A 19,539-nucleotide genomic window follows, 5' to 3' on the forward strand; every position below is an offset into this window, starting at 1 on the left:
TGGTCGGTATCTACCAGGATCGGGGGTATGCGATGACTTCGCATCCCGAACGCCTACCGGCCGGATTCGTAGAGGGTGCGCACCTCCGCATCGGTGAGAGCGCGGTCGTACAGGTGGACCTGGTCGATCGTGCCGTCGAGGAAGTCGACCTGGTTGCCGCCGAACTTCGCCCGGCCGATGACCGTGTTGCCGGTCGAGCTGGAGTCCAGGGCGCACGCGCTCTTCGTGGCGACGAGCTCGCCGTCGACATAGAGCTTGAGCTCACCCTTCACGACATCGCGTACGCCGGTGACGTGGTACCACTGCCCCGGGTTCGGCTTCGTCGGCGACAGCGCCCGGATGCCGGGGAAGCTCATCGCGAAGCGCTGGTCCTGGCCGGAGTACTGCAGGAAGAACGCGCTGTCGCGATCGCCGTCCTGGCTGACGAAGGTCTGGAACGCGCCGTCCGCCTTGTTCAGCTTCACCCAGGCGCTGGCGGTGTAGTTCTTGGCGGTGTCGAGCAGGGCCGCGCCGGTGTCGACGTACTGCCCGTCGCCGTTGAGCGCGACCGCCTGGCCGTTCTTGCCGGGGGCAAAGGTTGCGCCGCCCTGGAGGGTCGCGTCGTTGTTGCCCACGGCATCTTCTGCGGTGCCGTCGAGCGGGTAGAAGTGGATGCCGTCGGCACCGGGTGTGCCGGGTCCGGGGTTTGGTATACCAGCGCCCGTCCCATCGGCGCCGGCGATGATCTGCTGGTTGATCGTGCGCACCTGGGCGAAGTCCATCTTCGGGACCCGCCGGTCGTAGGTGTAGAACCCGTTCAGCTCGCCTTCGACATCGGTCATCTGGGTGTAGACCGATCCGCTGATTCCGCACTGCTTGGCGGATTTCAGCACGTCGGCCTGGTTCTCGATGTACCGCCGGGTGAGGGTCGCCGAGTCGGGCTCCATCTCGTACGCCGATCCGTCGCCGAACCACATGTGGTCCGGCACCTTCAGGCCGAACCCGCCGTGCTCGCCGTCCACGGCCGCTCGGGTTTCCGTCGGCGCTGTTGTCGCCGGGCCGAGGTACGCGTGGTTGTCGATCAGATCGCCGCGACCGGAGTCGCCGTGCGAGTTGCAGCAGTTCACGCCGCTGTGCGCGTTGACGAGTCGGGACGGGTCCTGCGCCTTGACGTCGTCCGCGATCCGGCCGGTCGCCGCCTGGTCCCATTCACCCCAGCCTTCGTTGAACGGGACCCAGACGGTGATCGAGGTGAAACTCTTGTGCTGGTCGACCAGCTGGTGCAGCTCGGACTCGAACTGCGCGCGCCAGGGGTCGGGCATCGCGTCGGTCTTCGTCGCGGGCATGTCCTGCCAGACCATCAGGCCGAGCTTGTCGGCCCAGTAGTACCAGCGATCGGGCTCGACCTTGATGTGCTTGCGGACGGTGTTGAACCCGAGCCGCTTGTGCTGCTCGAGATCGAACCGGAGCGCCGCATCGGTCGGCGCGGTGTTGAGGCCGTCCGGCCAGAAGCCCTGGTCGAGGGTCGACAGGTTGAACAGGATCTTCCCGTTCAGCGCCATCCGGAGCTTGCCGTCGGCACCTTTCTGCAGGCCGACCGATCGCATCCCGGCGTACGAGCCGACTTGGTCTACCATTTTGCCGCGGTCGATCAGGCGGACCTTGAGGTCGTACAGGAACGGGTGGTCCGGCGACCAGGTTTTGGGATTCCGGATCGGCAGCCGGAGTTCGGTGTCGGCCTTGCCTCGCACGTGCCCGACGGCTTTGCGGCCGTCGTACGCGGTGACCTCGACGTCGAGGCCGGCGGGGCCGGAGGTCTGGGTAGTGACCTTGAGAGTCTGGTTCGGCAGGTCGGGTGTGAGTTGGAGACGGTCGATCGATGCGACGTTCACCGGCTCCATCCAGACGGTCCGCCAGATGCCGGAGCTGCCCTGGTAGAAGATGCCGTGGTCGCCGATCTCGCGCTGCTTGCCGATCGGCTGGTACGTCTCGTCGGTCAGGTCCTCGGCCCAGACGATCAGCTCCTGCGGGCCTTTGGCGTGCAGCGCAGTGGTGACGTCGACGTCGAAGCCGTCGTACCCGCCGCGGTGGGTGGCTACCTGGCGGCCGTTGACCCAGACCTTGGCGTCGTAGTCGACCGCGCCGAAATGCAGTAGGAGGCGCTTGCCCTTCCAGTTGTCCGGGACGGTGAAGGTGCGGCGGTACCACATCCGGTCCTCGTGCTTCTGGAGGCCGGAGAGCGCGGACTCGATCGGGTAGGGGACGAGCACCTGCTCGTTGAGCGTGCGGCCGATCGGTGGCTGCTCACCTACGGCTGCCGGCGCCCATTCCCAGAGGCCGTTGAGGTTGCGCCAGTCGGGGCGGGTCAGTTGGGGGCGCGGGTACTCCGGGAGCGCGTTCGTCGGCGAGACGTCGTTGGTCCACGGGGTGGTGAGCGGCGGGGTGCCCAGGTGCCATGCCGGTTGGGCTGTGGGCTGGGCCGGGGCTGTGGCTTGGGCTGTTGGGACGAGGGTTGTCGACAGCAGGACGAGGGCGGCCGCGAGCGGCTTGAACATGGGAACGTTCCTTTCGGGGCGGAGAAAGGCAGTCCCATGACAGCGCTGTCATCACACGAACGCAAGAGCTCGCGCACAATCAAACATTCACGCAGACCGGGGTCGGCGTGCTGAAGTCGCTCGTCAGCGTCAGGCCGCCGGTCGCTTGGTCTACCAAGAACGTGGTGATGTTGTTCGACTTCTGGTTGGCGACGAAGAGCAGCCGGCCGGTCGGGTCGAACGCGCAGTGCCGCGGCCAGTCGCCGCCGCAGTTTGGTATACCAACGAGCTCGAGGTGCGGACCGTCGGTGCTGAAGATCGCGACGCTGTTGTGCCCGCGGTTGGTGACGTAGACGAAGCGTCCGTCCGCGGAGATCACCACCTCGCCCGGGTAGTTTTCCCCGTCGGCGACCGGGATCGACTCGAGCACCGTCAGTACGCCGTCGTCGTACCCGCAGACCGTGACGGTGCTGTCGAGTTCGTCGGCGACGTACGCGTAGTTGCCGGACGGATGGAATACCAAATGTCGCGGGCCTGCGCCGGTCTTGACCTTTGCCTGGTGCTGCTGCGCGAGCTTGCCGTCCGTGAGTGTGTAGGTGTAGATCGTGTCGGTGCCGAGATCGACTGCGAGCACGTATTCGCCGGCCTGCACGACCTGGTGGGCGTGCGGCGCTGAGCCGTCGTGCTTGACCAGATCTGTTTGTTGCCCGAGGCTCCCATCTGCGGCGATCGGGTGGACGGCGATGTCGCCGGATCCGTAGTTCGCGCTGAGCAGATCGTCGCCGACCTTGGCGAGGTGGCAGGGGCCGGATCCCTTGTTGGGTTGACGATTCAGCACTCGCGGGGTGCCGGAGATGTCGATCGCAGTGACGGCGCCGGCGTCCTGCTCGTTCACGGCGTACAGGAAGTTCCCGGACCGGATCACGAAGGACGCGTTTGGTATACCAGCGATCGTGCCGGTCGAGGTGATCTTCCCGGCATCGTCGTACGTCGCGATGCCGATGCCGTCCCCGTACGTCCCGAGATACAGCGTGCGATCGCCCACGCCCGGCTGCACCTCGCCGGGCTGTACCTCGCCGGGCTGGGTTGCGCCGGCCTGGGTTGCGCCGGCCTGCGATCCAGGCTCGGGTGCTCCGGGTTCGGGTGCTTCGCGGGTTGCGGCTTGATGGATGGGAGCTAGCGCGGCGGCGGTGAAGCCGAGGAATCCTCGGCGGCTGACAGTCACGCCGCCACCGGAACGCTCACCCACGACGGATCACCAGCCGGCGAACTGAACGTGACCGTCGACCCGATCACGCTCCGCCCGAGATACCGCGGATCAACGGTGTCCACGACCAGCACGAGATGATGCCCGGCCGGCACCTCCCAGCTCGTCGCCTCCAACCGCACATCAAGCGACACCGCCTTCCCCGGCGTAGCACCGCGCAACGTGTACGGCTTGTGCGACATCAACGACCCAACCCCCAACGCATCAACGTCATACAGATAAGCGAACAGCGACGTATCAGCCGCCGACGGCTTCACGGTCAGATGCAACTTCGGCATACCATTCACGACCGTCGCAGAACTCAACCTCGGCCCCGACCAAACCCCAGCGAACGACCGGTCCACCAGAGACGTCGCCACCCCGACCGGAATCGACAACAACCCCTGCAACGCCCCGGACACCAGCGCCACCCCGCTATCCGCGACCGTTGGTATACCAGCCCCGATCGACCGACTCCACCCAGTCGACGCACCACCCTGAAGCGCCCCACCCTTGGTCAAGTACGACGTACGCGACGACCCAACCGCCGCCCAATCGGCATACCCACGCCACACCCCACGCTGCGACTTCAACTGCACCGGCGCCTCGGCATCCGCACCGTTGTCCGCACCCGTCAGGTAATGCCGCAACCAGCCGACGAGCTCATCCCACGTCTCGTTTGGTAGACCAACCGCCCCGGTCACCTCAGGCGTCGCATGATCGCCATGCGCAAGCAACAACCGCTTCGGCCCGGTCAGACTCGTGAAGAAGTCCGTGTACTGCGACGGCGGAAAGATCGAATCCTCGAACGCGTTCGCCAGGAACACAGCCGGCTTCTTCGCATTGATTTGGTCTACCATCGTCGCCGCAGACCGCTCCGGCGACAACTGACTCGCCTCCGCAATCGCGCCGTCAAAGTCGCCGGTGACGAACTTCGTCTGCAGCGACGCCATCTCCGGCCCCGGCCGCCCCGTGATGTTGCCCAGGGCAAGCAGACCCGCAACGGACTGCAGCGCGACAGTGTCGTTCGGATCCAGCGACCGGATCAGATCGGCCCATCCGCTGAGCGCTCCGACCGCCTTGATCCGCGAGTCCTTCGCGGCCGCGAGCAGCGACGTACCCGCGCCGTACGAGATCCCCACCGCGGCCACCCGGCTGGTATCCGCCGGCGTGTGCTGACCGGCCCAGTCGATCACCTTGCTGACATCGGCGACCGTCGGCGGCCCGGCAATGTCGATACCGCCGCCAGAGTCCCAGAAGCCGCGGCTCGAGTACGAAATGACCTGGAACCCGGCCGTGGCCAGCTTCGTCCCCTGGCCGACGTACTCCACGTTCGGCACACCCCAACTCGACGGCATCACCACGAGCGGGAACGGGCCGTCGCCCTGCCCCGTCGGCGTAAGCACGACCGCGCCGATCTCGGTCCCACCGGCGCCGGGGATGCGCTGGTACGCCGTACTGAAACCCGGCGCGGCCTGGCCGGCGTCAGCAGCACGCGGACCGATTGTGATCAGAGTCAGAGCGACAGCTAGGGCGGCTGCAAGTCTGCGCACTGGTGACCTCCGGCAGTAGGAATTACCGGAGGGTAACCAGAAAGTTGCCGCTGTGTCACTATCTCAGCACGGTGAGTGCCGGATCGACCCCGGTCGCCTCGACCGACCAGTCCCACAGCTCGCGCGCCAGTTCGGCATCCTGTGCGGTCCGGGTCGGCAGCACGACCTTCGGAGTACCGCGGTACTCGAAGAAGCCCGGCCCGACGAACGAGCCAGGCCGCAGGCCGGGGTACGTCGCGGCGTACAGGCTCGGCCACGCACCGGCAGCCGCCGACTGTGCGATGAGACGGGTCGCAGCGGCCCAGAGCCGCGCCTGGCGGTGATTGCCCGCGAGCTCCGGCCCAGCGGCCTGCAGATGAGTCGACGCGTACCCGGGATGCGCGCCCACACTCAGCAGATCGGCCCCGGCCGCGCGCGCCCGGCGATCGAGCTCGAGCATGAAGAGCAGGTTGGCGAGCTTCGACTTCCCGTACGCCTCCCACTTTCGGTAGCTGCCCGCCGGCCGCCGAAGATCGGCCTCGCTGATGCCGCGCACGGTCTTGTGCATGAACGAGCTCACCGTCACCACGCGACTGCCACCGACCAGCACCGGCATCAGCCGACCGGTCAGCGCGAAATGACCGAGATGATTGGTCCCGATCTGGAGCTCGAAGCCGTCGATGGTCTCCCGATGCGGCGGCGCCATCACACCGGCGTTGTTGATCAACAGATCCAGCCGGTCGTACGACCTGATGACCTCGCCCGCCGCCTTCTCGACACTCGCAAGATCAGCGAGATCCAGCTCGAGCACGGTCGGAGCTCTCCCGGCCTGCTGCGTCAACGTCTCCGCGGCCTGCGCCGCCTTCTCCGGATTGCGCGCCGCGACCAGCACGTCCGCGCCGTGTCTCAGCAGCTCCAGCGCGGTCTCGTACCCGAGTCCACTCGTCGCGCCCGTCACGAGCGCCAGTTTCCCGGTCAGGTCAGGGATGTCCGCAGTACTCCAGCTCATGCGCCCACAGTAGTCGTGGGCGCACGAGCTGGAATTGTCACTACAGGATCTTGCGGGCCTTGAAGGCGTCGGTCACCGTTTGCGCGGCGGCCTTGCCGTACAGCAGCCGGGCAGCCTGGACGGTGTCCTGGGCCGCGGCGGCGAACGAGGTGTCGGGGTCGTAGAAGTACGTCGCCTCGAGGATCAGCTTGTTCGCCTTGGTCCGGCCGAGCGCCTGGTGGATGTCCCAGAGCGCGTTCGACCAGATCTCACCGTCGTCGTGCACCTCACCGTCGATGTCGTCGGTGGTCTTGCCGGTGTCGGTACGACGCAGGCAGTGCGGCTCGTCGGTCGTGTACGACGTGGCGTCCCAGTCCATCACGCACGGCAGGTTGAAGCCCTTGCTGACCGGGACCGACATGGTGACGGCCCAGTAGTCGCCGAAGCCCTCACCGATGGCGCCGCCCTGCTCGGACTCGCCGAACCCCGGGACGATGTCGTCCTGGATCGCGTGACCGTACTCGTGCCAGATCACCTCGGCGTCCTCGGCGTCGTCGACGCCACCGTCGCCGGTGGTGATCATGTCCGTCGACGGGTCGTAGAACGAGTTGTCGTCGCGGATCGTGTCGACCGAGAAGTCCTGGGACTCGTTGTTGGCGTCCTTGAACCCGAGCGACTGGATGTACTCCTGCGCCTGGTTGATGTGGTAGTACACCATCACCTGTTCGAACTTGTTGTTCGCGCGCTGGTAGACGAACGTGTTGTTCTTGTTCTGCGCGACCCCGCCGTTGCCTTCCTTGATGTTGACGAAGGCGCCGTTGAGCTTGCCAGAACCGTCCAGGTTGCGCAGGATCACGTTCTTCTGCGCGGTGAACAGGATGTCCTGGTTCTTGTCGTTCATGTCGGTCAGCTTCTCGTTCTTCAGGCTGACCACCGGGTTCGGATCGAAGACCGAGCCACGGCCGTCGACGTTGTCGCTGATCACCTTCGACGCGACCACACTGCCGGTCTTCGCGTCGACGAGCGACTGGCTGACGCCTTCGGTCGACCGGCTGGTGACGTTCCAGACCAGGCGGGCGTCCGGCCCGCCGACCACGGCGAGCTGCGCGGCGCCGCTGGTCGCCTCGGGCTGCTTGGCGAAGCTCTTGTTCGGCCCGGCCACCCGCGCGCGGTTCGCCTGCGCGGTGACGGTGGCGTTCGCGGCCTGCGTCGCGGACGCGGGCGCGACCTTCGCGCTGACGTCGAGGTTCGCCGGTACGGCGTCCCGCCCGTCGGCGATCTGCACGGACCCGCTCTTGTCGACGTGCTTGGCGTAGTACCCGCTGACGACCGGCAGGCCCTTGAAGGTCTGCTGGTACCAGTAGTGCTTGCCGAGCAGTGACGTCTTCGTCTTGATCAGCTTGAGCCCGTTCGGATTGGCTGCCGCTGCCTCCGGCGCGGCCCCCGCGGCGCTGGTGAACGACAATCCCAGCGCGACAGTAGCCAGTCCTGCGGTGGCGGCCACAAGTGCCTTGCGGCTTTTCGACATACGCTTCCCTCCCACGTTCCTGTTGCGTAACGCAACCACTACGATCCGTCGAACCCTAGTTCGGCGTACCGCCCGCTGGGAAGCGGAACTCCGCGCGATTCTGCGGAATTCACGGCGGCAAGGGAAATCCTGTTATCCGAGGGCGAGCGGCTTCGCCGGATACTCACGCAGTACCAGCGAGGTGCTCACCGGTCCTAGCCGGCCGATCGCGTCGACCACCTGCTCGAGCCGGGCCGCATCAGGGGTGTGAACGTCGAGCAGGAAGCAGTCCTCACCGGTCAGCCGGTACGTCGCGACGACCTCCCGCAACGTCGCGAACAACTCGAGCGACTCGGGGATCCGGGCATGCGTCGTCCGGACACGTACGACGGCGTGGATGTTGAGCCCGACCTTGGCCGGATCGACGACCGCGCGGTACCCGGTGATGACGCCGGACCGCTCCAGCCGCTGGATCCGCGCCGACACCGCGGGTTGCGACAGGTTCACCTTCCGGCCGATATCGGCCCCGCTCAGCCTGCCGTCGGTCTGCAGGATCGCCAGGATCTCCCGGTCGATCGCGTCCAATGAACCAGTCGTTGCCTCGCTCATCGACCTTCATTTCATCAGTTCACGGCGCCGTACGGCGATGACTCCTCCATGATGGCAGGCGTTGACCCGCAAAGGAGAGTTCATGACCTTCGTCATCATGCCCGGCCTCGACGGCTCCGACGAACACCACTGGCAGTCCCGCTGGTCGGACGAATGGCTGCCGGACGTACGCCGGATCCAGCCGTCCTCCTGGTCCGCCCCCGACCTGGACGATTGGTCCCTCGCGATCACGCGGGCCGTCGAGAGCACGGCTGACGACATCGTCTTCGTCACGCACAGCCTCGGCTGCCACGCGCTCGCGCATTGGTTGATCGGGAGGGCCGACGCCCGCTTGCGTGGCGCGTTCCTGGTCGCGCCCCCGGACCCGCTCGCGCCGACCTTTCCCGTCGACCGGCTGCCGACCTTGGCCTCGCTTCCCGCCGTCGCACTTTCCGTCCCGTCGCTGCTGGTCGCCAGCACCGACGACCCGTACTGCAGCATCAACGCCGCTGCCCGCCTCGCCGACGGCTGGGCGACCCCACTCATCGCGCTCGACGAACTCGGCCACATCAACAGCGACAGCAATATCGGCTCCTGGACCCAGGGCCGCCATCTCCTGCGTGCATTCGTCGCCGGACTCGGATTAGCGGACAAGTTCTGACCGCTACCTCTCCTAGCGTTGGAGCAACACTCAGGAGAGGATCCCGTCATGACGAAGCTGAGCCTGCAGGCACTGAACCGTGCCACGCTCGACCGCCAATGGCTGCTCGAACGCCACGACGCCACCGCCCTGGAAGCGATCGAACACCTGGCCGGCATGCAGGCCCAGGCCCCGCTGGCGCCGTACGTCGGCCTGTGGACACGGCTGAAGAACTTCCAGCCGGCCGAACTCGTCAAGCTCCTGGAGGACCGCCAGGCCGTCCGCGGTTCGTTGATGCGGGCAACCATCCACCTGGTCTCGAGCCGCGACTTCCTTGCGTTCCGCCCGCTCATCCAGCCCCGGCTGGACCGCGAGATCTATCAGAACATCACCTACGGACGGCACCGCCTCGAGGGCCTCGACATGGACGCCGTACTCCAGGCCGGCATCGACCGCATGACCCAGAGCCCCGCCACCGCCGTCCAACTCCGCGAGTACCTCGGCCCGCTGTGGCCCGACCGCGACCCCGCCGCCCTGGCCCACGCCGTCCGCTGCCTCCTCCCCACCATCCAGATCCCACCCCGAGGCATCTGGAACAAAGGCGGCAACCCCACCATGACCACCGCCGACCTCTGGCTCAACTCCCCCGTCACCACCACGCCGTCCGCCGAGGCCCTCGTCCTCCGCTACCTGGCCGCCTACGGCCCCGCGACGGTAGCCGACGCCCAAACCTGGTCCGGCCTCACCCACCTCACCGAAATCTTCGACGGCCTGGACCTCCGCACCTACACCACCCCCGACTCCAACCGCCCCCTCTACGACCTCCCCCACATCCCCCTCCCACCCGAAGACACCGAACCCCCCACCCGCTTCCTCCCCGAATACGACAACCTCCTCCTCTCCCACGCCGACCGCACCCGCTGGATCGACACCCCCACCCGCCAACGCCTAACCCTCCAAGAGGTCCTCACCAAAGGCTCAATCCTCCACAACGGCCAAGCCAAAGCCCTCTGGAAACTAACCAAAAACAGCAAATCCCAAGCAACCCTCGAAATAGCCCCCTTCACCACCCTCCCCCACAACGCCTGGCAAGAAATCGAGTCAGAAGCCCACAACCTCCTAACCTTCACCAACCCAGACGCCACCCACGAAATCACGCGGATCGAGGAGTAGAGCAGGCGCTCAGCGCTGGTCTCGCTTGTTACGAGCGCTGCTGCAATTGCTCAAGGCCACGGACTCTCTCAGGGAGCGAGGGGGCACTGGCCATAAAGTGCGAGCGGCGGGTCGCATCGCGCCCGAGAGCTTGCTGGTGTTGGAACTGCCACCCATAGAGAACCTGGATCAGCGTGGCCCCGTAGCCCATCGTTGCGGCCCGACGATCGGCCTGGAGAACCTCGCGCCGGCTCAGCCAAGCAAGGATCGGTGGTGCTACGAGTGGGGTCAGGAAGAGCAGCGGGAGCGTAAGGCTGTCATCGAACGTCAGCACCGCCAGTAGCACACCCAGATATCCCAGCAGCACGAATCCGATGACAACGCAGCCGACCGCCGGCACAGCACGCATCAAGCGGCCCAGCGCACGAACAGCGATCAGGGCGCAGCGCGCAGGTATCGAGTACCAGAAGCTCAAGAGACTGAGCCAGTCTCGGCCGCCCAGATGGTGGCCGAGTTCGTGAGCCAGTGTCGCTTCAAGGTGCGAAGGCGGCAATGTGTACAAGGCCCACCGAGTAGTGGCGATAATGTGCCCCGGAGTCGGGGTCGCGTTTGGATCGTCCGACTCCTGGATCCAGATCGCGTATCGGTTCTCCGGGATTCCAGCTCGGACCGCTAGCTGATGCCAGATCGGGCGCAATCGCTGGTCCTCGATCAGTGTCGGCTGTCGCAAGCGGAAGAGATACCGCGCGAGCGCGTCCTCTACTGGTCGAATGAAGACGACTGCGCCCGACGCGAACCAGATCAGGACAAGCAACCAGCCCCAGCCAAACCCGATGATGCCGACGATCCACGAAACAACGGCAAAACTCCAGAAGAACCAGGGCACGGCTGACAACAAGAGCGACGCAGTCGACACCTCGACCCGGCGTGGCTGATGCGCACCGCCGGAACCCGACGGTCCCGCCGGTAGCTCCGCCCAAGATTGTGGTGGCGGTAATGGTGCAGCGCTCCCATAACCAGCAGGCGGCTGGGGCTGCCCCGCATCGTGGCCCCAAGCACTGTTGGGGTCGTTGGGATCGCCAGGGCCTGCCATCCGGGGGTTCTCCTCATCAGGGTTCGGGCGGTTCGGTCCGTCCATTATCAGTACAGGGAGACGTGGACGTGGTCGAAGTGGCCGCCGGTGGCGTCGGTTGGGTTGTAGACGCCGCCGCCGTTGTAGGGGATCCAGGTGCCGCGGCGGGCGGACCAGATCTTGCCGTACCAGATCACGTAGTGGACTCCGGTCTGGCCGGCGGTAGTCACGGCCCAGTTTGCGATCTGGTCGCCGCGGGCGCGAGCGGGCGCGGACTTTCTGGAGTCGGTGCCGACCATGACGTCACAGGCCAGGCCGCGTGGATGGTCGCTGGTCGGGTTCCATGCGTGTGCGTCCCAGCAGCTCATGCTCAGGTTGCCGAGATTCTTGCGTGCCGCCGCGACCCAGGCCGCCGTACGCGGCGTCACCAGACCTCCGGTGCCGGTCGGGTCTGCGACGGTCGCCTTCTGCTCTGGCCAGACGCCATTGACAGGCTTGCCCGCGGTCAATCCGCCCGATTGCCCGCAGTTGTCGTCGTCCTGCAATCCGTCGACGACCGACCCTCCGGCCGGAGCGCCGGTGCGACCGGCGTACGGGTTCCCGGCTCTGGTCAGATCGATGCCGGCCGCGGAGGCGATGTCGCGGGCCTCTTGCTCACGTACGGCGTACCTGTCGGGAAACGCGGATACCTGGACCGCCTGAGCAGCATCACCGAGCGCCATCGAGGGCCAGCCGTTGATGTCCACGAGTCCGGGCGGATCTGGTGCCTGGGAGCCGCCGAAGAACGCGTTGGCGGCGTACCGCGGATTCATGATCTGGTTTCGCGAGCCCCAGCCGGCCGCGGGTCGCTGCTGGAACAGACCGACCGAGTCGGCATCACCGTAGGTGAGGTTCTGGAGATCCGACTCCACCAACGCAGTCATCAAAGCGATCAGCGTCGCCTTGCCCGGTAGGCCTCGCTGCACTGCAACGCTGTCGATCAGTTTGGCGAACGCGACCTGTGTGCCGCGAAGCGGCCCGCTAGCTTTCGGGTCACCGGGCTGACCGGGAATCCCAGCGGGGCAAGCGGCCTGGGTCGTCGTACCGCCACCGAACGGAGCGAGCATCAGCAGGCTTGCGACTCCGATCACCGCCAGCGCGGCCGCACCTTTGGCGAACCATCCGCGCCCGACGACCGAGAGGAGCCCGCGACTGAGATCACGCTCGTCGAACATCGCAGTCCTCCGCCGTCACGGTCCAGTCCCGCCGGACACGTCGCTGATGACCCACTGGCCGTTCTCGTTGGCCAGCGTGATGAGCAGAGGTACGTCGAATCGCTGGGCGTGCTTGCCGGTGACGTCGATGGTGACCTTGACGAACCGGGTGATGCGGCTGGGAGTGTCGACCGGGGCTTGCGCATTCGCGGGTGGAGCGGTGACCGGAGCTGAAAGGACCGTCGACTTACCGCCATCGGTCTTGAGCGCCTCGTACGTCGGATCGCCTGCTGCGGTGAAGCTCGATGCCACCTCAGAGGTCATGTACTTCGCGCATTTCGCCACCAGGGCGGCATACGTCTCCGTTGCCGGGTCACGCGTGTAGAAGGCTCGCGCCCACGCACCAACGACATCGTTCGCCATTGCCGTCGCCTCGGCTGCCGGTCGCTGGGTCTGGGGCGGTGGAGTCGTGAGTGCAGAGCTCGTGGGGGCGACGGGTTGGTTCGACTCGGTCGACGGCGCGGTCGGGAGGACCACCGAGCGGCCAGGTGTCAGCAAGCTGATCGGTGTCTCTTTGTCCTTGTCCTTACCGCCGAGCAGTCTCGGCAGTCCACCGCCGACACCGAGGATAACCACGGCGAGGATGACGACCAGGACCACAATTGCCGCGGGACTCGTCGGCTCGGCTTGGCGTTGATTGCGCAGCCAGGCCATGCGCTGCGCATGATCGTCACGGCGCCAGTTCTTCTTCGCGCGGCGTCGCTCGCGGCCGTTGAGCTCGTCCAACTCTTCCGGGTAGTCGTAGTCGTTGCTCATCAGCGAGCGCCAGCCCTCAGGGGCATCCGGGCGCGGCCGACCGTCCCGACGGTCCGAATCCGAACTGTCGGGGTCAGGTGCACGATGCCGGGACTGACTGGCGCCTTCCCGGCGGTCGTGGGGCGATCGTGGTTTCCGGGCCATCCGACATCACCTACGCGTCGGCACGTGCACCGTCACGCCGTCCTTGGTGACAGTCGAGTACTCGCGGAACCTCCGCGGCTGCGAGCTCGCGGCCTTCCGCCGTACCCGCTGTCCCTTCGGCGGACCCTCGCGCAGGCTCGCGGAGTGCGTGTGGGCACGCGGCTCGTAACGGACGTCGTTGGAGGGCGCAGGAATGGGCCGCCGAGAATGCCGCGCCTTCTGCGCGTCACCACTAGCGCGCCGTGCTCCACCCGACGAGGAGTTGTTCGACGACGCGACTCCCGCACTTGTGACCGTGATCGTCGGGCGCTTGTCGGCGTCCCTCGATTGCGAACGCGCGCGAGCGAGGTTGAGACCCGAGGTCGAGCGCGTCGGGCTGGCCGCAGCCGCGAGCCGACCAGCTGCTCCCCCGGCAGCACCAGCAGCTGCCGCATGCTGACCGCCGGGACCTTGCCCGTTCGGACTTCCTCCCGCACCATCCATGCGACGCCCGCCGGCGCCCGAGGTGAGCTCATGCGGCGAGCTACCCGCAGAACCCCTCGCCAGAGAACCAACCACAGGGGCCTGTCGATACACACGCACCGACGAGACCCGCTGCGCTCCGGAGTCTCCTGCGCGGAGAAGGTCGCGCTTCCGGTCCGTCATGGCCGGCGCCGCACTCCGACTCGCCATCGAGCCGACGATCCGTTTGAAGGCGCCAATCGCACCGCGCCGCGCAAGGCCACCCAGCAGAATGCTTCCTGAACCTGGACGCATCATCGAGGTGAGGTTGTCCAGCAAGCGACGCAACCTGAAGCCTGCGATCAGAACTGCGATAGCCAGCCCCGATACGGGAAGCCATCCCAGCACGCCAGTAAGGCTGAAGACCGCTGTGACCAGAGTAAGCGCGGTTCCGAACACCAGCATCGCAAGAAAAGATTGGATGACGAGGCCTACCAAGGCCTCGAACCAGTTGAGCCCCCACTGTCGCGGCCTCCCCGGAATGATCCAGAGGCACGCGAAGAAGACCCCTACGACCAATAGCAGCAGACAACCAACAAACGCCATCAGTGCCGTGAAGGCCAAAGAGATGTTCAGGAACGCGAACAGAGTGGCCGCGATTGCCGCGAGCATGACGACTGCGATTCGTCCGAACGCATTGTCGCCCTTGACCCACTTGACCGTCGGCGCATCGTCACCGCCCTCGGCGGGAGCGATAACGGAGTCAATATATTTCGACCGCGCATCAGCATCTGTTCCGGCGTCCAGCATTCCCTTGCCGTACCGTCCGCACGCTTCAAGGGATCCGAACTCAGCTATGCACCAAGGAGTAACGGCGAACCCACGCCAACTGGCATCTGCCGACTTCCTCAGCAACGTGTCCCGAGAGCTGCCCGTAAAGCCAGGTTCGGGCCAGGGCAGCGGACTCTGCATGGTCGGGCCCATGGCATCAGCGGAGGTCGACATGATGGTGTCGGCTCCCAGTTGGCGTGCGCCGTCGACACCGCGCAGCCAGGTTCCGGGTGCCAGCGCGAAGCTGATGCTGAGCACGCCTGCGACGAACACCCAGACCAGCTGACCCATCGCGCTACCGCTCGTCTTCCGCTGGGTGTAGGCGGCGACGGCTCCGAACGCGAGTGCTGATGGCAGCAGCCAACCGACCAATTGAGTGCTTGATGCCCCAATGGTGGTTGATGTCGCCTCTGTCAGCGGCTTGACGTCAGTGAAGGAGAACAACCACCAACCAACCGAGATCGCGCCACGCGTAATGGCGACGATGTACATCATCACCATGTGCGCATAACCGTTGAAGACTGCCTCGATCGGGTCACGGATGCTCTTCTCGAAGTCGAGTCCGTAGACCATCGGCCCGTATTGCTCGAAGAGAGTCCGGGTGTCGCCATGCGTTAGGTCAGGAGTTGGCAGGAGGTCGCCGAAGCCGGTCGGCGTGGTAGGCGTCGGCTTCGGGTCGGCGGCCAGCGCGAACTGCGCTGTGACTATGAAAGAGACCGAGAGGACGGTGGCCGCGGTTCGGAGGCGGCGGGGCCACCTCATGCGACGTGCTCCTTGTTGCCGGTGGGGCGGTCTGGGTCGGGGGTGGGGTCGTCGCCGTGGGCCGGGTACATGGCTTCGTTGTAGGCGGCTTCGTCGGCCTCTTGGTCGTAGACCTCGTCGGGGCCGATCGGGGACTCGTGGCGGAGGCTGCGGCGGGGTTCTTGGCCGTTGGGTTGCGGCTGGTGGCCATTTTGGTGGGGTTGGCCGGGGTCGTGGGCCTGGCCGTTTTGGTGGGGCTGGGCGGGGGCGTGGGCCTGGCCGTTTTCTTGGGGCTGGTGCTGGGGGTGTGAGCCGTTGGTGGCCGGGTGGGGGTCCTGGCCGTTGGGGGCCGGGGGGTGACCGTTTTGCTGGGCCAGGGGCGGCGCGGCGGGCTGGGGGGCCGGTTGGGTGTACGTCGGTTCGGGCGCGGACGGCGCTGCTGACGGAGTGGACTGCGACGGCGCGATTGGTTGCTGAGGCGCGGCAGCTGGGTGCTGTGTGGCGTGCTGCGGAGCTGGTGGCTGGGGCGCGGAGACAGCGGCGCCGTACTGCGTGGCAGCGGCGGTGTCCCGAGGAGAGCCGCCGTTGTACGGGGCTCTAGCGGCGTTGTCCTGGGGTGGGACAGGCACAGTGTCCTGAGGCGACGCGCCCTCGTAGGCCGGGGCCTGTTGGGTGTGGGCCTCGGATTGGGCTGTGGCGGTGGCGGCGGGTTCGAAGAGAGCCTCGTCTTCGGCGAAGGGGTCTTCGGGGGCGGCCGCGGGGATCGCGGGTTGGGCGGGGGTGTTGGCGTGTTCGGATTCGGGGGTGGTGCGGAGGAGGGCTGCTACGCGTTGGCTGGGGATGTCGATCTGGACGGTGGCTACTTCGTCCCAGCGGTCGCGCATGATGCAGTGGCCGTGGCGGATGGATTTGCCGTTGGCGGCGGTGTTGATGCCGCGGACCAGGGTTTGGTACGGCGCGGTCTGCGGGCGGCCCAGGAGTTCGAGCAGGGAGTCGACCTGCTCGCGCGAACGCAGGCTGAACGCGAACAGGGTCGTGATCTGCTCGACCAGACCAGGAAGCTTCAAGATCGACGCGGGGTCCTGCGTATCCAGGACGAGCGACGCACCGAGCGCACGGCCGACACGGGCGATGTAGTCCAGGAAGGACGCGCCATCCGGGGTCTTCGTCAGCAGGTGGACCTCGGGGACGATGACGACCTTCGAGCGGCCGCGGAACTCGCGGCGGCCCGTCGTACGGACCATCCAGGCGAGGCAGCCGCGCAGGCAGGCCATGCCGACGCGTTCGATCGGGGACCAGGACTCGGGCGCCGACTCGGGCGACGGCAGGGTGAGGCCGGGCATCTGCACGACCCAGAGGCCCGGGTTCGTGGTCAGGGACGAGAGGCCGGACGGCGGGCCGGCGACGACTGAGCCGAGACCGGTCTCGACCAGGTCGCGCAGGGCGAAGCCGACCGTACGAATGGTCTCCGAGTCAGAAGCACAAAGCCGCTGGATGACACCCCACGACGACGGATCGGGCGACTGGATCTCGGCGCGCGTTGCTGCCATGACCGGCGCCTCGGCCGCACCACGCAGATGCGGTGGCAGCAGCAGCATGAGCTGAGACGGCGCCTGCAGCAACGCGTCATCAACAGGCAGCACCCGCAACAGGTCAGCAGCACCCGAGAACTGGGCGGTGATCTCGATGACAGCGGTCGGTACGCCGTACTCCGCGGCGACCGCCGACACACCCGCGGCATCGCCCTTGAGGTCCAGCAACGGCACCCACGCGCCGGCGAACGCCGAGTCCAGACCGCCCAGCATCGCGGCAGTCGTCTTGCCTCGGCCGGAGCGGCCCAGGAAGAGCGTCGTCGTCGCGTCACCAAGCGCAGAACCGGCGGCGGCGTCGAAGCGGACGAGACCTGGGGTGGATCCGGTCAGATAGCCAATAGCAGGACCGGTCGCGTCACCGATCGACGCACCGCCCCAGAACCACGACCCGAAGAACGCAGTCGACTCGCGCACATGCCCGAGGTCCGGCACGCGCAGTTGGTCGCCCGGCAAGGACTCCAGCCACAGGTCGCGCTGCTCGTCCGCGCCCGCGGCGACCGTGATGCCACGGTCCGCGTAGTGCGCGATGACGGCGTCGACGTACGCCTCGAGGTCCTCACGGGTGTCCGCGCTGACCAGCAACCGCGGGTGGTCCTCGACCAGCGTCAGGCCGCTGCGGTTGATGTCGCGCTTGACCTCACGCATCACGCGCTCGGTCTCCACGATCTCGTCGGCGGTCTCCTCCGCCGTACCCTTCGCGGCCGAACGGCGCTGCTCCTTCGCGCTCTTCCGGGTCTCGTCGACCAGGTGGCGCGCAGTCTTCTTCGTCAGCACCCGAAAGCGGACCGACGCCTCAACAGTGACGTCGATTTCGTCCCCGTCGTCATCGATCGCCTTGATCTCGGACAGCGTCCGTAGCCACTCCCCCGCGCCCGGCGTCTCGAGCTCCTCGGGGAAGTCGGTCATCGCCAGCACAGTGGTGTACGCCGCGATCTGCCCGCGCGTGTCGTAGATCCGCAGGTGATCGGTGTACGGCACCACGCGCCCGGACGTCAGCCGGGCCAGCGAAGCACCCGTGATCAGACCACGCCGCGGCGCCGCGACCGCACCGCGATGCATCTCCCGGCTGATCAGCCACGAGATCACCTCGGCCGGCGCGGTGTGCGCACGCCAGACCGTCGAGCCGAGTTGGCGAGCGAGCTTGCGCACCCGCTCGTCGAGGTGCGCGAGCTCGCGCGCACTGACCCGCCACGACGTCGTACCAAGAGCGTCACTGATCGAACCCCGCACCTGCGCGGTCGCCCGCGGGTCACGGTCGCTGAGGTGTACGCCGAGCGCCACGTACCGCTCCGGCATCCGCATCTCGTCGATCCGGTCGGCCCGGGTCTGCGCCCACGACTCGTGATCGCCCAGCCGGTAGTGGCCGGCCACCGAGTCGATGTAGTCCTGACCAGTCGAACGGCCCCAGACCACCTTGAGGTGACTGAGCCGGTCACCGAGGATCGTCGCGGCCGCGCTGACGGCTGCATCCAGAGCCGCGTCCTGCTCCGACTCGGTGGCCAGGTCCGTGTTCGCCACCGAGATCAGGAACCATGCCTCGGCGCTGCGCTCGGTCACGAGCAGGCCGTCGGCGATGGCAACAAGACGAGGTGGCGGCAGGCCGCGCTCGCGGCCGACCCCCACCAGGTTCAGGAGTTTGTCAGCGATCTTCATTCGCGGCCCTTCCCTGACGACGTCCTGCGACTCACCCGTTGTACGTGATCCGAACCCAGCAATCGCGCCCGCTGGTTCACGGTGATGTCCGCACCCGCGCGGACCATCGGATCGAGCTCCACCACGACCTCGCGTTCCCACTCCGGCGTCACTCTGGCCTTCGCCAGGTCGGCCACCTTCCGGGTCGCGACGCGCTCACGCCACGGCAGGTACTCCGTCTTGTCGGCGGCCCGCGCGCCGAGACCGATGATCGGGCGATGCGCCCGCAACGCGTACCGGACGGCCAGCGCCCATTCCGTCACCCGGCGGCGGCGTTCGTGGAACTTGCCCGGCCGCCAGCCGAACGCGGTGATCACGAACGGCGGCACGACGTACAGGCTGACCGTGGGCTTCTTCGGTACGCCGATGAACGGGAACAGCAACGCGATCCAGAGGATGATGATCACCGCACCGAAGATGATCATCCGGCGCCTGGCGCCTTCTCCGAGGTCGATGCCGAGCAGGTCGTACTGCCGGGTCTCGATCTCGAAGTGGTGGGTAAGGGTACGGCCGACGCGCATCAATTACCTCCGGACAGCAATCCCCAAAAGCCCTTGAGCACGTTGATGGTCTGGTTGTTCGCGTAGATCAGCCCGCCGACCAGTACCCCGGCCGCGATGTGGCCGAACAGCTCGCCCCACTCGCGCTTGAAGTAGTGGCCGATGGCACGCAACACGAGGATCGCGATGAAGATGTTCCCCGCGATGACCAGGACCCAGTCCTTGAAGTCCGCGCCCGTTGGGACATTGGGGTCGGCCATGGGCACGGCAAGCTGAACCACGCTCGCAGCCAGTTCGTGCGTCATCATTGCGGTGTCTCCCTTGTTACCTCGGTCATCCGATGGCCGGTCG

15 protein-coding genes are annotated in these 19,539 nt (G+C 66.7%); 2 read left to right on the forward strand and 13 right to left on the reverse strand.

The window, feature by feature from the left end; translation table 11 throughout:
* Positions 1-53: 53 nt before the first annotated feature.
* From ACFWUU_RS02655 to ACFWUU_RS02680, 6 genes are all read right to left on the reverse strand, one after another.
* A complete protein-coding gene (locus tag ACFWUU_RS02655; RefSeq protein WP_380172086.1) occupies positions 54-2,534 on the reverse strand; it encodes a LamG-like jellyroll fold domain-containing protein in 2,481 nt (826 codons plus the stop codon).
* Positions 2,535-2,613: 79 nt separating this feature from the next.
* Positions 2,614-3,762, reverse strand: a complete 1,149-nt coding sequence (locus tag ACFWUU_RS02660; RefSeq protein WP_380172087.1) for a lactonase family protein — start codon at positions 3,760-3,762, stop codon at positions 2,614-2,616.
* Complete coding sequence (locus ACFWUU_RS02665; protein WP_380172089.1) at positions 3,735-5,312, reverse strand: alpha/beta fold hydrolase; 1,578 nt, start codon at positions 5,310-5,312, stop codon at positions 3,735-3,737. The genes ACFWUU_RS02660 and ACFWUU_RS02665 overlap by 28 nt, the downstream gene beginning before the upstream one ends.
* Positions 5,313-5,370: 58 nt before the next feature.
* Positions 5,371-6,300, reverse strand: coding sequence for an oxidoreductase (locus tag ACFWUU_RS02670; protein WP_380172092.1), 930 nt, complete (start codon positions 6,298-6,300; stop codon positions 5,371-5,373).
* 40 nt (positions 6,301-6,340) lie between these two features.
* Positions 6,341-7,807 (reverse strand): M4 family metallopeptidase, encoded by a 1,467-nt coding sequence (locus ACFWUU_RS02675; RefSeq protein WP_380172094.1) that lies wholly within the window; start codon positions 7,805-7,807, stop codon positions 6,341-6,343.
* Between the two features lie 132 nt (positions 7,808-7,939).
* The gene (locus tag ACFWUU_RS02680) at positions 7,940-8,395 is read right to left on the reverse strand and encodes an Lrp/AsnC family transcriptional regulator (protein ID WP_380172096.1); all 456 of its coding nucleotides are present in this window, start codon (positions 8,393-8,395) and stop codon (positions 7,940-7,942) included.
* Positions 8,396-8,477: 82 nt separating this feature from the next.
* Between ACFWUU_RS02680 and ACFWUU_RS02685 the strand changes: the two genes are divergently transcribed.
* Entirely contained in the window at positions 8,478-9,035 is a 558-nt protein-coding gene (locus ACFWUU_RS02685; protein WP_380172098.1) for an RBBP9/YdeN family alpha/beta hydrolase, read from the forward strand.
* 48 nt (positions 9,036-9,083) lie between these two features.
* Positions 9,084-10,187 carry a winged helix DNA-binding domain-containing protein gene (locus ACFWUU_RS02690; protein ID WP_380172100.1) on the forward strand — a complete coding sequence of 368 codons (1,104 nt, stop codon included), beginning with the start codon at positions 9,084-9,086 and terminating at the stop codon, positions 10,185-10,187.
* A 28-nt stretch (positions 10,188-10,215) separates the two neighbouring features.
* Here the strand turns inward: ACFWUU_RS02690 and ACFWUU_RS02695 are convergent, their stop codons facing one another.
* From ACFWUU_RS02695 to ACFWUU_RS02725, 7 genes are all read right to left on the reverse strand, one after another.
* Complete coding sequence (locus tag ACFWUU_RS02695; RefSeq protein ID WP_380172102.1) at positions 10,216-11,052, reverse strand: M48 family metalloprotease; 837 nt, start codon at positions 11,050-11,052, stop codon at positions 10,216-10,218.
* A gap of 254 nt (positions 11,053-11,306) precedes the next feature.
* The gene (locus ACFWUU_RS02700) at positions 11,307-12,452 is read right to left on the reverse strand and encodes a hypothetical protein (RefSeq protein ID WP_380172104.1); all 1,146 of its coding nucleotides are present in this window, start codon (positions 12,450-12,452) and stop codon (positions 11,307-11,309) included.
* 15 nt (positions 12,453-12,467) lie between these two features.
* On the reverse strand, positions 12,468-13,247 hold the full coding sequence (locus ACFWUU_RS02705) for a hypothetical protein (protein WP_380172106.1): 780 nt from the start codon (positions 13,245-13,247) through the stop codon (positions 12,468-12,470).
* 150 nt (positions 13,248-13,397) lie between these two features.
* Positions 13,398-15,425 (reverse strand): hypothetical protein, encoded by a 2,028-nt coding sequence (locus tag ACFWUU_RS02710; RefSeq protein WP_380172108.1) that lies wholly within the window; start codon positions 15,423-15,425, stop codon positions 13,398-13,400.
* Positions 15,422-18,649 carry an ATP-binding protein gene (locus tag ACFWUU_RS02715; RefSeq protein WP_380172110.1) on the reverse strand — a complete coding sequence of 1,076 codons (3,228 nt, stop codon included), beginning with the start codon at positions 18,647-18,649 and terminating at the stop codon, positions 15,422-15,424. The genes ACFWUU_RS02710 and ACFWUU_RS02715 overlap by 4 nt, the downstream gene beginning before the upstream one ends.
* The gene (locus ACFWUU_RS02720; protein WP_137253994.1) at positions 18,646-19,209 is read right to left on the reverse strand and encodes a hypothetical protein; all 564 of its coding nucleotides are present in this window, start codon (positions 19,207-19,209) and stop codon (positions 18,646-18,648) included. The genes ACFWUU_RS02715 and ACFWUU_RS02720 overlap by 4 nt, the downstream gene beginning before the upstream one ends.
* A complete protein-coding gene (locus tag ACFWUU_RS02725) occupies positions 19,209-19,493 on the reverse strand; it encodes a hypothetical protein (protein WP_233714649.1) in 285 nt (94 codons plus the stop codon). Before ACFWUU_RS02725 ends, ACFWUU_RS02720 begins: the two co-directional genes overlap by 1 nt.
* Positions 19,494-19,539 lie beyond the last annotated feature (46 nt).

Origin of the sequence: Kribbella sp. NPDC058693 (genome assembly GCF_042715335.1) — a bacterium.
GTDB classification, from domain to species: domain Bacteria; phylum Actinomycetota; class Actinomycetes; order Propionibacteriales; family Kribbellaceae; genus Kribbella; species Kribbella jiaozuonensis.

What these genes read in the sequence shown, in the direction of transcription:
- ACFWUU_RS02725 (WP_233714649.1), bottom strand. Translation starts at nt 19,493, where the DNA reads ATGACGCACGAACTGGCTGCGAGCGTGGTTCAGCTTGCCGTGCCCATG.
- ACFWUU_RS02675 (WP_380172094.1), bottom strand. Translation starts at nt 7,807, where the DNA reads ATGTCGAAAAGCCGCAAGGCACTTGTGGCCGCCACCGCAGGACTGGCT.
- ACFWUU_RS02690 (WP_380172100.1), top strand. Translation starts at nt 9,084, where the DNA reads ATGACGAAGCTGAGCCTGCAGGCACTGAACCGTGCCACGCTCGACCGC.
- ACFWUU_RS02685 (WP_380172098.1), top strand. Translation starts at nt 8,478, where the DNA reads ATGACCTTCGTCATCATGCCCGGCCTCGACGGCTCCGACGAACACCAC.
- ACFWUU_RS02720 (WP_137253994.1), bottom strand. Translation starts at nt 19,209, where the DNA reads ATGCGCGTCGGCCGTACCCTTACCCACCACTTCGAGATCGAGACCCGG.
- ACFWUU_RS02715 (WP_380172110.1), bottom strand. Translation starts at nt 18,649, where the DNA reads ATGAAGATCGCTGACAAACTCCTGAACCTGGTGGGGGTCGGCCGCGAG.
- ACFWUU_RS02710 (WP_380172108.1), bottom strand. Translation starts at nt 15,425, where the DNA reads ATGAGGTGGCCCCGCCGCCTCCGAACCGCGGCCACCGTCCTCTCGGTC.
- ACFWUU_RS02680 (WP_380172096.1), bottom strand. Translation starts at nt 8,395, where the DNA reads ATGAGCGAGGCAACGACTGGTTCATTGGACGCGATCGACCGGGAGATC.
- ACFWUU_RS02705 (WP_380172106.1), bottom strand. Translation starts at nt 13,247, where the DNA reads ATGAGCAACGACTACGACTACCCGGAAGAGTTGGACGAGCTCAACGGC.
- ACFWUU_RS02655 (WP_380172086.1), bottom strand. Translation starts at nt 2,534, where the DNA reads ATGTTCAAGCCGCTCGCGGCCGCCCTCGTCCTGCTGTCGACAACCCTC.
- ACFWUU_RS02700 (WP_380172104.1), bottom strand. Translation starts at nt 12,452, where the DNA reads ATGTTCGACGAGCGTGATCTCAGTCGCGGGCTCCTCTCGGTCGTCGGG.
- ACFWUU_RS02670 (WP_380172092.1), bottom strand. Translation starts at nt 6,300, where the DNA reads ATGAGCTGGAGTACTGCGGACATCCCTGACCTGACCGGGAAACTGGCG.